Source organism: Paenibacillus yonginensis (assembly GCF_001685395.1).
Lineage (GTDB): Bacteria > Bacillota > Bacilli > Paenibacillales > Paenibacillaceae > Fontibacillus > Fontibacillus yonginensis.
The window spans coordinates 3,906,702-3,921,097 of sequence record NZ_CP014167.1 but is presented as its reverse complement, the minus strand read 5'-3'; the positions used below and the strand labels follow the sequence as shown (position 1 = coordinate 3,921,097).

At 51.7% G+C, this 14,396-nt stretch carries 15 protein-coding genes; 13 read left to right on the top strand and 2 right to left on the bottom strand.

The window, feature by feature from the left end:
• The first annotated feature begins 116 nt into the window (after nucleotides 1-116).
• The 13 genes from AWM70_RS17855 to AWM70_RS23540 all read left to right on the top strand — a co-directional run bounded on the left by AWM70_RS17855 (nucleotide 117) and on the right by AWM70_RS23540 (nucleotide 11,536).
• Nucleotides 117-1,217, top strand: coding sequence for a mechanosensitive ion channel family protein (locus AWM70_RS17855; RefSeq protein ID WP_068698654.1), 1,101 nt, complete (start codon nucleotides 117-119; stop codon nucleotides 1,215-1,217).
• 102 nt (nucleotides 1,218-1,319) lie between these two features.
• On the top strand, nucleotides 1,320-2,423 hold the full coding sequence (locus tag AWM70_RS17850) for a threonine aldolase family protein (protein WP_068698652.1): 1,104 nt from the start codon (nucleotides 1,320-1,322) through the stop codon (nucleotides 2,421-2,423).
• A gap of 236 nt (nucleotides 2,424-2,659) precedes the next feature.
• The gene (locus AWM70_RS17845; RefSeq protein ID WP_068698650.1) at nucleotides 2,660-3,886 is read left to right on the top strand and encodes a Zn-dependent hydrolase; all 1,227 of its coding nucleotides are present in this window, start codon (nucleotides 2,660-2,662) and stop codon (nucleotides 3,884-3,886) included.
• A 207-nt stretch (nucleotides 3,887-4,093) separates the two neighbouring features.
• Nucleotides 4,094-4,795: a peptide-methionine (S)-S-oxide reductase MsrA gene (msrA, locus tag AWM70_RS17840; protein ID WP_083180405.1), complete on the top strand. Its 702-nt coding sequence runs from the start codon at nucleotides 4,094-4,096 to the stop codon at nucleotides 4,793-4,795.
• Nucleotides 4,796-5,095: 300 nt separating this feature from the next.
• Entirely contained in the window at nucleotides 5,096-6,094 is a 999-nt protein-coding gene (locus AWM70_RS17835) for an aromatic ring-hydroxylating oxygenase subunit alpha (protein ID WP_068698648.1), read from the top strand.
• A 40-nt stretch (nucleotides 6,095-6,134) separates the two neighbouring features.
• Nucleotides 6,135-7,208 (top strand): aromatic ring-hydroxylating dioxygenase subunit alpha, encoded by a 1,074-nt coding sequence (locus AWM70_RS17830; protein WP_237167751.1) that lies wholly within the window; start codon nucleotides 6,135-6,137, stop codon nucleotides 7,206-7,208.
• A gap of 201 nt (nucleotides 7,209-7,409) precedes the next feature.
• Nucleotides 7,410-7,991, top strand: coding sequence for a TetR/AcrR family transcriptional regulator (locus AWM70_RS17825; RefSeq protein WP_068698646.1), 582 nt, complete (start codon nucleotides 7,410-7,412; stop codon nucleotides 7,989-7,991).
• A gap of 227 nt (nucleotides 7,992-8,218) precedes the next feature.
• On the top strand, nucleotides 8,219-8,635 hold the full coding sequence (locus AWM70_RS17820; protein ID WP_068698644.1) for a hypothetical protein: 417 nt from the start codon (nucleotides 8,219-8,221) through the stop codon (nucleotides 8,633-8,635).
• 71 nt (nucleotides 8,636-8,706) lie between these two features.
• Nucleotides 8,707-9,285 (top strand): TetR/AcrR family transcriptional regulator, encoded by a 579-nt coding sequence (locus AWM70_RS17815; protein WP_068698642.1) that lies wholly within the window; start codon nucleotides 8,707-8,709, stop codon nucleotides 9,283-9,285.
• Between the two features lie 93 nt (nucleotides 9,286-9,378).
• Nucleotides 9,379-10,140 (top strand): SDR family oxidoreductase, encoded by a 762-nt coding sequence (locus tag AWM70_RS17810; protein ID WP_068698640.1) that lies wholly within the window; start codon nucleotides 9,379-9,381, stop codon nucleotides 10,138-10,140.
• Between the two features lie 89 nt (nucleotides 10,141-10,229).
• The gene (locus AWM70_RS17805) at nucleotides 10,230-10,790 is read left to right on the top strand and encodes an NAD(P)H-dependent oxidoreductase (protein WP_068698638.1); all 561 of its coding nucleotides are present in this window, start codon (nucleotides 10,230-10,232) and stop codon (nucleotides 10,788-10,790) included.
• 21 nt (nucleotides 10,791-10,811) lie between these two features.
• The gene (locus tag AWM70_RS17800) at nucleotides 10,812-11,132 is read left to right on the top strand and encodes an SDR family NAD(P)-dependent oxidoreductase (protein ID WP_083180402.1); all 321 of its coding nucleotides are present in this window, start codon (nucleotides 10,812-10,814) and stop codon (nucleotides 11,130-11,132) included.
• Nucleotides 11,133-11,323: 191 nt separating this feature from the next.
• On the top strand, nucleotides 11,324-11,536 hold the full coding sequence (locus AWM70_RS23540; protein ID WP_169823469.1) for a hypothetical protein: 213 nt from the start codon (nucleotides 11,324-11,326) through the stop codon (nucleotides 11,534-11,536).
• On the opposite strand, the gene AWM70_RS17790 is transcribed toward AWM70_RS23540, so the two are convergent.
• Together AWM70_RS17790 and AWM70_RS17785 are read right to left on the bottom strand one after the other, a co-directional pair.
• Nucleotides 11,522-13,081: an MDR family MFS transporter gene (locus AWM70_RS17790; RefSeq protein WP_068698634.1), complete on the bottom strand. Its 1,560-nt coding sequence runs from the start codon at nucleotides 13,079-13,081 to the stop codon at nucleotides 11,522-11,524. The genes AWM70_RS23540 and AWM70_RS17790 overlap by 15 nt on opposite strands.
• Before the next feature lie 445 nt (nucleotides 13,082-13,526).
• Nucleotides 13,527-14,366 (bottom strand): helix-turn-helix domain-containing protein, encoded by an 840-nt coding sequence (locus AWM70_RS17785; RefSeq protein WP_068698632.1) that lies wholly within the window; start codon nucleotides 14,364-14,366, stop codon nucleotides 13,527-13,529.
• Between the last annotated feature and the right edge of the window lie 30 nt (nucleotides 14,367-14,396).

Genomic DNA, 14,396 nt, shown 5'->3' with positions numbered 1-14,396 from the left:
ATGTTGCAATTCCAGTATTGTAGCACAGCGAGCGAGATTTTTCACCTTGCAGAGGTGAAACGGCTAAGGCCAATATGTTACAATAGAAACTCATTTTCAATTGGAGGTGTTAGGATATGGCCATTTGGGAGTGGGCAACCGGCTTTTTAGAAAGCTTTAGGTGGCTGGATTTAGCGATTTCCTTAGTGATTTTAGCGTTCTTCTGGCTGTTCAGCAGGGTGTTTGCCAAATCGGTGTTTGCTTTCTGGCGCAGCAGAGTCCATTCATCCGGCGGAACAGCGGCCTGGCTGGAGGCATTCGAGAAGCCGCTCCGGGTCTTTTTTATTGTGCTGGGCATTTATCTGGCAATTCGAACTTATATTGTCCCGCGTTTGGAAACGGCATTCCATCTGGACGCGATTTTCCGCAGTGCGATGATTATTTTGCTGGGCTGGGGCACTTACAAGCTTTCGGCTCAATCTTCGGTGCTGCTGGTGGATCTAAGCAAAAAGCTCAAGCTGGACGATACCAGCATGCTGATTCCTTTTATGTCTAAAGTGCTGCGGTTTCTTGTGGCCGTGATTACGGCCGGACTGGTCGGCTCCGAATGGGGCTTTAGCGTGAATGGACTTGTCGCCGGCATGGGTCTGGGCAGTCTGGCGGTCGCTTTGGCCGCCAAGGACACGCTTGGCAATATTTTTGGAGGCATCGTTATTATTACCGAGAAACCTTTCTCCAAAGGCGATTGGATTCTGACGCCGTCCGTAGAAGGCGTCGTGGAGGATATTACCTTCCGCAGCACGCAGGTCCGTACGTTTGCCCAGGCGGTTGTGGTCGTGCCGAATGCGAAGCTGGTGGATCAGCCGATAACGAACTGGAGCAAAATGGGCAAGCGGCGTGTTAATTTTACCCTGGATGTGGCGCTTGATTCGGATCGAACCGCGCTGAACCGGGCTGTTGCCCGGATGAAAGAGCTGCTGCGGCATAACGAGCATATTGATCCGGTGACGATTATGGTCAATTTTACGGATTTTAAGGAGCAGAGCCTGGGCATTTTCCTGTATTTCTTTACGAAAACTACCGTATGGAGCGAATATCTGGATATTCGCGAGGAGATCAACTTTGAGCTGCTGCAGGTGCTGGAGGAGGAAGGCATCCGGCTGGCTTATCCCATGCAGCGTGTTTTCCTGGAGGAACAGGGCGCTTATTACCGCGAGCAGGAGAGTCTTCGCGCTTAAAGTTTATTTATCCTTAACGAAGGTGGACCGGCTTGATCGCGCGTGCTATACTGGCTAATAAAAGAAAACGTCAGGTTTTCTATAGAGGGGAAAGAGGAGAAGATGGCACAGCAACCGACAACATTGGCGGACGCCATATCCGGGGCGGAATGGATTATGGACGGGCATGGACCGCGGAACGTTCAAGTGCTCAAGGAAGCTCTGGAGCAGGTAGACGTCAGCCAGGCGAGCGATATGTACGGCAGAGGCGAAGTGATCGAGCGGTTTGAACGGAAGATGGCGGAGCTGCTTGGCAAGGAATCGGCCGTGTTTTTCCCAAGCGGGACGATGGCCCAGCAAATCGCGCTGCGGATCTGGTGCGACCGTAGGGATCTGCCGAAGGTAGCCTACCATCCGCTCAGCCATTTAGAGCTCCACGAGCAGGACGGCTTGAAGAAGCTCCACCATATTACGCCGCTGCTGCTGGCGGACAAGGACCGCCTGATTACGCTTGAGGATATCAAAGCCTTGCAGGAGGACATCTCCTGCCTGCTGCTGGAGCTGCCGCAGCGTGAAATCGGCGGGCAGCTTCCGCCTTTCGGGGAGCTGGAAGCGATCAGCGCCTACTGCCGCGAGAACGGAATCAGGCTGCACCTGGACGGGGCGCGATTGCTGGAGATTCTGCCTTATTACGAGAAGACAGCAGCAGAGGTCTGCGCTTTGTTCGACAGCGTCTATGTAAGCTTTTACAAAGGCATCGGCGGCGTCGCAGGCGCAATATTGGCGGGAGATAAGGATTTTACGCAGGAAGCGGTGGTCTGGAAACGGCGCCATGGCGGTGATTTGATCAGCCTTTACCCTTATATTATCAGTGCGGATTATTATTATGAAAAATACGGCGGCCGCATGGCCCGTTACTACGAATATGCCAAAGAGCTGGCGGCTTTGTATAACGGCTGCGAGGCCGTCAAGACACTGCCGGAGGTGCCGGTATCGAACATGTTCCATGTTCATATCGCCCATCCGAAGGAGCAGGTGGAGCCGCTGCTGATCGAACTGACCGAAGAAACGGGCGTGGCGATTGCATATTACGTGAATGCTTATGACGACCAAACCAGCTCTTATGAGGTCAGCTTGGGCGAACGTTTCGGCACAATTCCGAAGGACAAGCTGGCAGCCACGTTCCAGCGGCTGAACGAGAAGCTGAAGGCGCTGGGACGCGGGTGACGTGTATGACGAGGATTCCTCGTATAATAAGCAGTTTATTTGACCGGGCGCCGGAGAATCGGCGCCCGTTTTGTGTTTCAGAGATAAGGAGGTTTAAGCGAGAGAGATACATTCGGTGCTTCGACGTGTCGCATACCTTGCTCCCTGCCGCCGTTTATTTATGACAGTTTGTCAAATGGCAAACGTCCCCGTTCGTTTTATGATAGAAGGAAATAGGATGAAACGGGGATGAGAGCATGCAGCGGCAGAAATTGTTCGTGGACGGAGCAAGATTGAAGGAGACGATAGAAACCTTTGCCGAGTTTGGGCGGACGCCGGCAAATGGGGTGACCCGCCTTTCCCTGGGTCCGGAGGATTTGCAGGCCCGTGCTTATTTCCGTACCTGCTGCGAGGAGCTGGGGATGACGGTGGTAACAGATGATCTGGGCTGTATGTACGCTACGCTTGAGGGAAAACGTAAAACCCAGCCAATCGTGATTGGCTCACATTTGGACAGCGTCAAGAAAGGCGGCCGTTTCGACGGCGTGCTGGGTGTCATTGCCGGGCTGGAAGTGGTGCGGACGCTGGTGGATGCGGGGATTCAGCCGGAGATTCCGATTACGGTTATGAATTTTACGAACGAAGAGGGAGCCCGGTTTGAGCCTTCCATGATGGCCTCCGGCGTGCTGGCCGGTAAATTTGACCGGGACGAGATGCTGGATAAGCGCGATGCGGATGGAGTGACCTTCCGGCAGGCACTGGAGGATGGCGGTTACCTGGGGTCGCCGGACCACCGGCTCCGCGAAGCCCGCGCCTATTTGGAGCTGCATATCGAACAGGGACCTGTTCTGGAGAAAGAGGGGCTGTCGATCGGTATTGTGGAAGCTGTTGTTGGCATGGCCTGTTATGAGATCGAGGTTGCCGGCGAATCGGACCATGCGGGCACGACACCGATGGAGATGCGGAAGGATGCTTTCTTTGCGGCTAATGATCTGGTCACTCTGCTGCGAAGCAGGCTTGGCGTATTGGATCCGGAGCTGGTCTTCACGATGGGGCGGGTGAACGTGTATCCGGGCATCCATACGGTGATTCCGAACAAGGTTGTGTTCACGGTAGAAGCCCGGCATAAGGAAGAAGACGTTGTCCGCAGGGTAGAGCAAATCATTCAAGAGCTTCCTGGGGAAGAAGGCGGATGTACAGTCAAAGCAACCAAGCTGTGGGGACGGGATACGGTCTGGTTCAAGCCGGAGCTCTGCGGACATTTGGAGGAAGCGGCCCGCTCTTTTGGATACAGTTACAAGAGAATGGCCAGCGGTGCGGGGCATGATGCCCAGTTCGTGGCCTCCTTCCTTCCGTCGGTGATGCTGTTTGTGCCGAGTGTGAATGGAAAAAGCCACTGCGAAGAGGAATTCACCTCCGGCGAAGATTGCGAGAAAGGGGTCAACGTGCTGTTGGAGACAGTGCTGCGGCTGCTGGAGGAGTAACAGTGGCATTGATCTTATATGAAATCTGTAAAAATAGTTGAAACTCCTGTCAGCGTGGCGGGAGTTTATTGGCATGGTTCCGCCAACCCGCGCAGAGGCCGGTGTATTGAGGGGGTAGCGGACGTTTGACGTCCGGGTTTTGTTTTCCCAGGCCGATCAGGTACAATGCTGTATAAACACAACCTGAATACGCAGGGAGGGATTGCAATGCCTGAAACGAGCCGCCACTTCCAGCTTGACCAACTTGAGAAGCGGCAATCAGCGAAACCGGGCTCTGAGGTTCCTCTGGAGACGGCCGTGTTTGGCATGGGGTGTTTCTGGAGCCCTGAAGCCTTGTTTGGTCAGCTGCCAGGCGTAGTGCGCACCCGCACCGGCTATGCCGGGGGCACGGCTGAGGCGCCGACTTATCACCAAATGGGCGACCATACAGAATCGGTAGAGATTAGGTTTGACCCTTCCGTTATCACTTATGATCAGCTTTTGAACCTGTTCTGGGATCATCATAATCCGGTAAATATCAATGATTATAAAGGGCGGCAGTATCTGTCCCTGCTGCTGCCCCGAAGCGAGCGGCAGCGGGAAGCGATCAGCCGGGTCGCGCAGGAGCGCAAGGCCCGCGGCGACAGCCGGCCGGAGGGGACCGAGGTGGCAGCCTTCAAGGTTTTTTATCCGGCGGAAGAACGGCATCAGAAATATTATTTGGCTAGATTTCCGGATGCGCTGGACAAACTCCGCACGGTGTATCCGTCCATGGAAGCCCTGCTTGACTCCACGTTGTCTGCCCGGCTGAACGGGCTGGCTAAAGGGTACACGAATCTGGAGCGGATTGTCAGCGAAGTCCGGGAGTGGAGGCTGCCTGCTGCTGAGCGGGAACAGCTGATTGCCTTGATCCGCAGCATTCGCTGGTAAAGGCAGCTCCGAACGATGTGCCTCCCTCCTGTGGCACCTCTACAACGGCTAAAGGTCTCTTTCCGAAACGGAGAGAGGCCTTTTTTGGCGTGTTTAGTCCTATATTTTTTGACCGTCATAATGTGTTTGTGTCAGTTTACCTGACAATGATAAGAATCCTTTTGCGCCGATCAACATAAAATGTATTAGCCAATAACCAGAAAAGCAGGTAATATACGATAAAAACTTTCTTTTCATGTAATAAAGTATCATAAGATGTTAGTTATAAGGCAGATATGATCTTAAAAGGAGGGAATACGGATGATTCAGGACCCCGTCTTGATCAAGGATTGGATCGCTGTTGCTTATGCCGGTGATATTGCGGATAAACCGGTGAAGGTTACACTTTTAGAGGAAGCGATTGTGTTATTCCGTACTTCTTCAGGGATTAAAGCTTTCAAGGATTTGTGCATTCACCGCGGCGCCCCGCTGTCTTTTGGCAAGGTGACAGACGATTGTATCGTTTGTCCCTACCACGGCTGGCGTTTCGGCAGTGACGGAAAGTGTGTGAAGATCCCCCAGCAGCCCCCGCAGCAGACCATCCCTCCAAAGGCTAAAGCGATCGTATACGCCTGTACCGAGAAATACGGCATTGTCTGGGTCAATCTTGACGGCAGCGCCGAAGAAACCGGAAGGCCCGTCCCTTTCTATGAAGAGTTCGATGATCCCGCTTTCCGGACGGTAGAAGCTCCGCCCTTTGTTTTGCATGGGGCCGGACCGCGTGTGGTGGAGAATTTTCTGGATGCCGGCCATCTCGCTTTTGTACATGAAGGGCTGCTCGGCGACTCCAATTTTCCTGAAATTCCGGATTATCACGTTCACTGGAAGGAGGATCGTTACGTCTCCGATGAAATCGCCATTTATGCCGATGCCGACGGCTCCGGAAACTATGCGACGCTCTATTACACCTACGAAATTCTCCGGCCGATGACGGCCAGGCTCAAGAAAGTGAACTATGAGAACCAGCAGATTTTGTCCATTTTGTTTACCGTTCTGCCGCAGGATGAGCGGAAGACAACCGTATTTGCCCTGGTCAGCCGCAATTATGCGCTGTATGAGCCGGATTCGTTTTTTCGGGATTTCCAACAGAAGGTTATTGAGCAGGATGCTTTTATCGTAGAGAACCAGAAGCCCGAGGAGCTGCCGCTGGATCTGCAGGCTGAACTGCATTTGAAAGCAGACCGGGTCAGCATTGCTTACCGGAAATGGCTGGGTGAGCTTGGGGTCACTTATGGCAGCGATGTCCGGGGCCTTCGTTAGTTAACAACAATACGATCATACGCAAAGGAGTGTGGCGCTGATGACGCCGGAAATGCTGAAGCTGAACACGGAGAATCTCTTGCTGAGGGATTATCCGAAGAATTGCACCTTTACGAAAGAGGATTGGCTGGTACTGAGCAGCTCTTGGTATCCGGTAGCTTTGGCCGGTGACGTTCGTCAGGATCAGCCGCTTGCCGTCAAGCTGCTCGACGTGAAGCTGGTTTGCTACCGCAGTGGAGACAGGGTCGTTGTAGCAAGGGATCTTTGTTTTCACCGGGGGGCTCCGCTCAGCAAAGGCTGGGTAGAGAACGGGGAGATTGTCTGCCCTTATCACGGCTTTCGTTACAACTGCGAAGGCAAGTGTACAGCCGTCCCGGCCCATCCCGGCGCCAAAATTTCGCCCAAGCTGAAGCTGTTCACTTACCCGGCTGTGGAACGTTACGGCCTGATTTGGACCTGTCTGTCGCCCGAAGCGGAAGCGGAGCAGCCGCAGATCCCGGAATTTCCCCACTGGGACGATCCCGATTATTTGCAGGTTCTGCCGCCAAGCTTTGATATAGCGGGCTCGGCAGGCCGCCAGATGGAGGGGTTCCTGGATGTCTCCCATTTCGCTTATGTGCATACGGAGACGTTTGGAGACCGGAACAACACGGAGGTTCCGCAGTATGCCGTTACCCGGGAGGACGGCGGGCTGCACGTCGAATACTGGAGCACGGTCAGCAATTACGGGAAAAGCCAGCTGCATGAAGCGCCGGAGGGCTTCCAGTGGCTGCGCGAATTCCGTGTATTCCCGCCGTTTGCGGCATCTTTGACCGTCTATTTCCCGGCGGATGGCCGCCTCTGCATCCTGAATTGCGCTTCACCGGTATCGGCGAAATATACGCGGCTGTTCAGCCCGATCTGCCGCAACTTTGATAAGGATACACCGGTGCAGGAGATCATCGACTTCAACCTGAAGGTGTTCAGCGAGGACCGGGAAATGGTTGAGGCTCAGACACCGGAGGAGCTGCCTCTCGACTTGCTGGCCGAAGCGCACATCCCGGCGGACAGGACATCGATTGCTTACCGGCAGCTGTTGACCGAGCTGGGATTGGGAAGGAATTATACTTCTTAATCTGTATTAGAAATACAACGAACTTAGGGATTTATTACGCCCATTTCGTATAAGCAAAGTTCTGACAATAGATCTGAATGAACCTGATTGTTATTTCGAAGGGTCATAGAAGCGGGTTTTTGTTTTGTATAGAGCAATTCTTTACTGATCGTTTTAAAAAGGAGCCCTCCTATGCTAAAATGGGAGCGGGAGGGAATCCAAATGGCACGAAGCAAAGAATTTGAGGAAAAAGTCGTTTTAGACAAAGCCATGAAGCTTTTTTGGGAGCAAGGCTACGAGAAAACTTCCATGAGTGATTTGGTTGAGCATATGGGTATCCACCGGAGAAGCCTGTATGACACTTTTACAGATAAGCATACACTCTTTCTAAAAGCCTTTGACCGGTTTGCGGAGAGAACCAACAGCAGGTTGGCTGCTGGAGTTAAAGAGTCCGCAACCGCTGAGGATGCGATGAAATTTTTGTTCAAGTACATGATTTTTGGCGATGAGGATACACCTCCGGGCTGTATGCTGGTCAATTCGGCTGCTGAGCTCGCGGTCCGGGATATGGAAGTGGATGTGAAGACCCGGGCAGGATTCTCGGATACTGAACGTCTGATTAAAGAAATCGTGGTCTGGGGACAAGAAAAGGGTGAGTTCACTACAGCAATAGAAGCAGACGACCTGGCCCAGGTGCTGCATAACAGCCTGGTAGGGCTCCGAGTTTTGACTCGAACGTCTACGCCGAAAGAAAAGCTGGAGCGGATCGCCGAGCTGTCGATGTATATTTTAAAGAAGAAATAAAACCTGGAAACGATAAAAGGGACAGTCCTTGATAGGGCTGTTTTTTTAGGATTCATAAGTTTCAAAATAAGGAAGTAACATATCAATCAGCAATCGAGAACGATCGGTAAAAAATAATTCTTTACTGATCGTTCCCGATATGCTATATTGAATTCAACAGCAAGAAACAAGATAGAAAGGACAAAAATTAGAACGATCATTCTCAAAAAATTAAGGAGTTGGGTGAGATGCTTTATTTTGAATCAAAACATGGGGTAGTGTCCTGGGATGAGAACCTGCAAAGTGTATTGGTGGAGTGGAAGGGATTTGCTTACGGCGAGGAATTCAAATCCATTTTGCTGCAGGGAGCAGAGCTTCTTAAACAGATGGGAGGCAGCAGAGTGCTGATGGACACCCGGCAGGGATCGGCTATCAAAGCTGAAGACAAAACCTGGATCGGCGAATTCTTTGTCCGCCGGGCTTATGAGAGTGGACTTCGCCGGCTGGCAATGCTGGAACCGGCCAGCATGGTTGCCAAGCTTAGCGTCACCCGCACGGTCAGCGGCCTCGGATCGCTGCCTTATTTACAGGAGAATTTTACGGATTGGGATGAGGCCGTAGAATGGCTGAGTGTGACACCCAAACCAGCCTTGGCGATCAGCTGACAGAAGGCGTTTTAAGAGAATTTTTACTGGTGTCTCCAGTCATTCAGGCGGATAAGGGAAGGGGGACATGAATGGCAAGAAACAAAGAATTTGACGAAAAAACCGTTCTGGATAAAGCGATGAGGCTGTTTTGGGAGCAGGGCTACGAGAAAACTTCGATGAACGATCTTGTTGAGCATATGGGGATTCACCGAAGAAGCCTTTATGATACCTTCAGTGACAAACACACTTTGTTCCTTAAATCCATGGATCGTTTTGACGAAACGATTAACGGAACGCTGAGTTTGGAAATTCAGCGTTATGAAACGGCTGCAGATGCACTGGTCTTTGTACTCCGGTTTATGGTGATCGGGGATGAAGAAATGCCCCCGGGCTGTCTGCTGGTCAACACGGCAGCCGAGCTCGCAGTCAGAGATGTAGAGGTTGATGCCAAGACGCTGGAGGGCTTCAGGAAAACGGAAGATCTAATCAGGGAAATCGTGATTAAGGGCCAGCGAAACGGCGAATTCAAGGCCTCTTATCATCCTGAGGACCTTGCTGAATATATTCACAGCACTTTAATCGGACTGCGGGTGATGGCACGCACTTCCGTCCCTAAGGAGAAATTAGAACAGATTATGGCATTACTGATACATTCAGTACAAAAATGAAGTGATTTTTTTTCGAAAGAAATAGAATGATCGTTCCCGAAAAGAGATCGGGTTAGTTAACCCGAACCATAAAAAAGATAGGAGATTAAATTTATGAATACCACAAATTTGCAAGGAAAAATTGCTTTTATTACAGGGGGTGCCCGAGGAATCGGCCTGGAGACTGCCCGAGGTCTGGCCCGTCTAGGCGCAACGGTTGTCATTGGAGCCCGTAACCCCGAGAAAGCCTACGGGGCTGCGGACCAGTTAAGGAAAGAAGGACTGCAGGCGGTAAGTATTCCTTTTGATGTCACGGCACATAGGGATCACGAAGAAGCATACCGCTATTTTGAGGACAATTTCAGCCGGCTGGATATCCTGATTAACAATGCAGGCGTCCTGTTAGATCAGGAAAGTATTTCTGTTCAGACGGTCAACCGGACCAGCATCCTTTCCTCTAAAAATCTGCGTGACACGTTTGAGGTGAACTTCTTTTCTCTCATTGAATTGACACAAACGCTGCTTCCTCTGATCCGCAGATCGGAAGGCGGCAGAATCGTAAATCTGTCCAGTGTTTTGGGCTCCCTGGCAGTCCAGGCAGATCCATCATCCCCGTATTATCCAATTAAAACGTTTGCCTACAATGCGTCCAAAGCTGCCTTGAATGCTTTCACGATCCATCTGGCTGCTGAATTGAAAGACACTAACATTAAAGTTAATTCCGTTCACCCAGGCTGGGTTCGTACGGAACTGGGGGGCCAGTATGCCGATATGGACGAAGCGGCCGGCGCTGAAACCAGTATCCTGCTCGCTTCCATCACTAAAGATGGGCCAACCGGAGGTTTCTTTCATAAAGACACTACTGTCCCTTGGTAAAGCTTGACGTGTCCATCTCAGGAGAATACAGAATTCTCTGTTTCAACAAAAATATAAATAAATTCACAAACAAAAAGGAGAAATTTTAAATGAAAACTCTGGTAATTGTGGGACACCCCGACCTGAAAACTTCCCGTATTAACAGCGTATGGACAGAAGCGCTAAAGCAGCAAAAGGACATCACGGTTCATGTGCTCAGCGAAGTGTATCCAGATGGCAAAATCAACATCGCAGAAGAACAGGCTCTGCTGGATGCGCATGACCGGATTATATTGCAATATCCGATTTACTGGTACGCTACCCCTCCGCTTTTAAAGCAATGGCTGGATGAAGTTTTTGCATACGGCTGGGCTTTTGGCCCTGGCGGAGACCATTTGAAAGGCAAGGAATTGGGCATAGCCATTTCGACTGTTGGCAGCGCCGCCTCGTATCAGCCAGGGGGCTCGAACCTGTTTACGATCCGGGAAATCGCCAAACCTATGGAGGCTACCGCCAACTATGTGAGTGCGTTCTACCTACCGCCATTCGCTTTTCATAACACTAATCACGTGACAGAAGAAGAAATTGAAGCCAGCAAAGAGGCTTATCTGCATCATCTGACCCATGTGCGGAACGTCAAAAGTCCAGAGCCTATCACTATGGCAAAATAAATCATAAAGGAGGAAGTTACGATGACGAAAAAAATTGCTTTAGTAACAGGAGCTAATAAAGGGATAGGGTCCAGTGATCTGGCGCAGCGGATTGCCACGCCGGGCTACTCGGCCTCCAAGGCCGCTTTAAATATGCTGACAGCGTATTGGGCAATCAAGCTGGCATCCACGAATCTCAAAATTAATGCGGTCCACCCCGGCCTGGTCAAAACCCAAATGGGAGGGGACAAAGCTGAGTTGTCGCCGGAAGAGGGCGCAAAAACGGCGGTTCGCATGGCTACCCTGCCGGAGAACGGCCCAACTGGAACCTTCTACTACTTGGACAATCAGCTTCCTTGGTAACTAGGGAAGGAGGCAAACCGATGAAGCGGGTTTTGTTCGGCATTATGCTCATGGCAATCAGCACCAACATGGCGCTGCCGCTATTTCGGATCTTCGAGGACAGGTTCCACGCAAACTCGTCAGCAAATTTAAGTAAAGCGTCATTCAATTAACACTGAATATTGTAAGAAAAGTGACCGGTTTGGGGATTGATGACAAAAATGAAGGTTCTCGCCGTCAATATCGGCACCTTTGGAACTTTTACGCAGAGCTCTATAGCTGATTGGCCAGGCTCTACTTCACATACAACTCCGTTGAAATCCAAATACCCGCAAGGCTCAACAGCCCGGCGGGTATTTAATTTTTGGGACAGCATTGGATTCGAATCGGTTATTCTGCTGCTCAATCCTTTAAAGCCGGTGTAAAGCCGTGTTTTCGGCCGTTTTTCTGATCGCCTGATCCGCGTCAGATGTCTCACTGTCTTCCTTCTCTTTAGAGAGCACGCCTTTGCCGAGGAACCAGCACATGATGAAGGCAATAACGCTGAAGACCAATGCAATATAGAACAAATTCTGGAACGCGCCAACAAAGACTTCTTGAATCTTCAGGATAAGATCCGGGGCTGTGCCTGCCGGAATGCCGCCGGAGGCGATGTTTTCCGTTGCCCCGGCCGGAAGATCACCGGCGTAGCCGGCAACGCCTTCTTTGATATGTCTGGCCAGCAGACTGCCGAATACGCTGAGACCAATCGTGGCGCCAAGCGACTGCACAAGCCCGATGGTGCTTACGGCAACGCCGCTGTGCTCTTTCGGCACCGACTCCTGAACAATCAGGTTGTCGCTGCCGAACAGGACGCCAATTCCGAGGCCCAGGGTAAAGAACGAGATCACCACATAGAGGACCGAGGTATGAACACCTAGCTGAGTCAACAGCGCGATCCCGATAATCGGCAGGATAAAGCAGACGATAAACAGGTTCCGGTAAGGGAGCTTGGTAATCATAAACCCGTTAATAATGCTGGACGGGATCGCCCCGGCCATAAAGGCCAGCGTCAGGTAGCCGGAGGCAGTCGGCGTCAGGCCCATCACATTTTGTGCAAAAAACGGGAAGGTAGAGATGCCGCCCATCAGGCCCAGCATCAGGGTGAACACGATTAAAGCGAGCACCACGACGCTTCTGATTCGAAACAGATGAAGCGGAATGATCGGTTCTTTCGTTCTGGTCTCCACTAAGATGAAGAGAGCCAGCAGTAAAGCGCCGAGTACGAGCAGGCCGATCATCCAGGGGGAGCTCCAGGACAAGCCCTGGTTGTCTACCAGCACCGGCGCCATCAGGAAGGAAAGCAGCGATCCGGTCAACAGAGCGGCACCGCCCCAGTCGATCGGCTTTCTTTCATCGCCCCGCGACTCGCGCATCCCGATAGACAGCACAAGGGCTGCAAGAAGCCCCACTGGAATGTTGATCAGGAAGACCCAATGCCAGTTGACGTGTCCGGCCAGAAAGCCGCCTACGGTAGGACCGAGAAGCTGCGGGAGAATCATCATGGGACCGACCATGCTCTGGATTTTGGCCCGCTGCTCAAGCGAATAGGAGTCGCCCAAAATGACCATGGCCAGCGGCATCAAACCGCCTGCTCCAATTCCCTGAAGTCCCCGTCCGGCAAGCAGCACCGTCATGGAAGGCGCTAGACCGCAGACAATCGAGCCGGTGATAAATAGACCCATGCAGCTGAGGTAGACGATTTTTCGGCCGTAAATATCGGCCAGCTTGCCCAGCACCGGCATAAAGATCGTTGCGGCCAGCATATAAAGGCCGGCCACCCAGCCGTAAAGCGACAAGCCGTGCAGGTCGCGGATAATAGTCGGCATCGCCGTGGATACCACCGTTTCATCCAGCTCGGAGAAGATCAGACCGATCAGCAGTCCGATTAGGATGAGCTTTTTATTGTTTGTTTTTCCTAAAGCAGTCACTTGTTTGTTCCCTCGTTTCGTTTAGAAGATCGGTGACGATGACCGTTGTTCATGGTTTGTTTCTCGTTTCCGTCATCGGCCTTAACCAAGATAACGCACAATTATGAACCGAATATGAATAACTGCGATCCGCTGAATCTTGGCTGTCAGATTTATCAGTATACTCGCCTCTGGCGGAGGTGCCAAGCGGCGAGGGATGGAATAATGTATTCGGTCTGGAGAAGAGGAAACCTCCGTCCGGAGACGGACAAAGGAGCCGCAGGTAGAAGGAAAGGCGAGGTAATAAGAAAACCCACAACATGTGGGTTTATATTTTGAAAGCCTGTTCATTAGAGCTCATAGAAAAAGCCGCCCCAAAGCTAAAGGCTGCCTGGATGATCCCCGGCTCTGCCCTCTTCGGACGGCTCTATTCTATACGTCTATTAGGCGTCGCATGGCATTTCAATTACTGTTTGCCTCCAGAAGCAATGAGCCGCTCTAAGCGGCTGCGCGAAACCGCATCGGCCGGCAGGTGAACGGTAATCGTAGCATTGGGCAGTTCCTCGGATTGAAAGGAGAGAAAGTTCAGTCGGATATCGCCGGCAAGGGGATGATGAAGCAGCTTTTTCCCTTCCGGCGTGCCGATGACCGTTTGTTCATCCCACCACAGCTTAAACTGGCTGCTGCTTTCACGCATCCGCTCTATTAATTCTATCTGCTGAGAGTCGTTTGGAAATTGGCTGTGGGCCATTCGCAGCTGACTGACGCGCAGCTTGGCATGGCCTATCCAATTGTCCAGGAGGGCTTGCATATAAGGATCCATAAATGCGCGCCAGATGGAGTTGCGCTGCAGCTCTGTCATGACTGAATAGTCTCCAAATACAAGCTGGGCTGCTCGATTCCATCCTATAATGTTCCAAAGCCGGTCCGTTATATAAGCTGGGGAAGGGTTTTGTGAATCGAGAAAGTCCTGCATGCCTTGACTGACCTCAAGTTTGGTCGGCGCTTCATCCGGCAGCCTTTGTTCTGCCAGCGTAAATAAATACTCTTTTTCTTTCCGGTTAAGCTGCAGAGCTTCGCTTAACGCAAGCAGCACCTCTGCGGAAGGGTGAATAGGTCTGCCTTGTTCTAGCCGCACGTACCAATCGAGACTGACATCGGCCAATTCGGCCACCTCTTCCCGGCGCAGCCCTTCTACCCGGCGTTTTCTTCCCGCAGGCAGCCCGGCCAGTTCGGGTGTTAGCGATGCACGTTTTTTTCGCAAGAAATTACCCAATTCCAGATGTTTATCGACCTTTGCATTCAACTTTCCCCCCCCCTTTTCCCTAGGACCGGC

What these genes read in the sequence shown, in the direction of transcription:
- AWM70_RS17855 (WP_068698654.1), top strand. Translation starts at nt 117, where the DNA reads ATGGCCATTTGGGAGTGGGCAACCGGCTTTTTAGAAAGCTTTAGGTGG.
- AWM70_RS17850 (WP_068698652.1), top strand. Translation starts at nt 1,320, where the DNA reads ATGGCACAGCAACCGACAACATTGGCGGACGCCATATCCGGGGCGGAA.
- AWM70_RS17845 (WP_068698650.1), top strand. Translation starts at nt 2,660, where the DNA reads ATGCAGCGGCAGAAATTGTTCGTGGACGGAGCAAGATTGAAGGAGACG.
- msrA (WP_083180405.1), top strand. Translation starts at nt 4,094, where the DNA reads ATGCCTGAAACGAGCCGCCACTTCCAGCTTGACCAACTTGAGAAGCGG.
- AWM70_RS17835 (WP_068698648.1), top strand. Translation starts at nt 5,096, where the DNA reads ATGATTCAGGACCCCGTCTTGATCAAGGATTGGATCGCTGTTGCTTAT.
- AWM70_RS17830 (WP_237167751.1), top strand. Translation starts at nt 6,135, where the DNA reads ATGACGCCGGAAATGCTGAAGCTGAACACGGAGAATCTCTTGCTGAGG.
- AWM70_RS17825 (WP_068698646.1), top strand. Translation starts at nt 7,410, where the DNA reads ATGGCACGAAGCAAAGAATTTGAGGAAAAAGTCGTTTTAGACAAAGCC.
- AWM70_RS17820 (WP_068698644.1), top strand. Translation starts at nt 8,219, where the DNA reads ATGCTTTATTTTGAATCAAAACATGGGGTAGTGTCCTGGGATGAGAAC.
- AWM70_RS17815 (WP_068698642.1), top strand. Translation starts at nt 8,707, where the DNA reads ATGGCAAGAAACAAAGAATTTGACGAAAAAACCGTTCTGGATAAAGCG.
- AWM70_RS17810 (WP_068698640.1), top strand. Translation starts at nt 9,379, where the DNA reads ATGAATACCACAAATTTGCAAGGAAAAATTGCTTTTATTACAGGGGGT.
- AWM70_RS17805 (WP_068698638.1), top strand. Translation starts at nt 10,230, where the DNA reads ATGAAAACTCTGGTAATTGTGGGACACCCCGACCTGAAAACTTCCCGT.
- AWM70_RS17800 (WP_083180402.1), top strand. Translation starts at nt 10,812, where the DNA reads ATGACGAAAAAAATTGCTTTAGTAACAGGAGCTAATAAAGGGATAGGG.
- AWM70_RS23540 (WP_169823469.1), top strand. Translation starts at nt 11,324, where the DNA reads ATGACAAAAATGAAGGTTCTCGCCGTCAATATCGGCACCTTTGGAACT.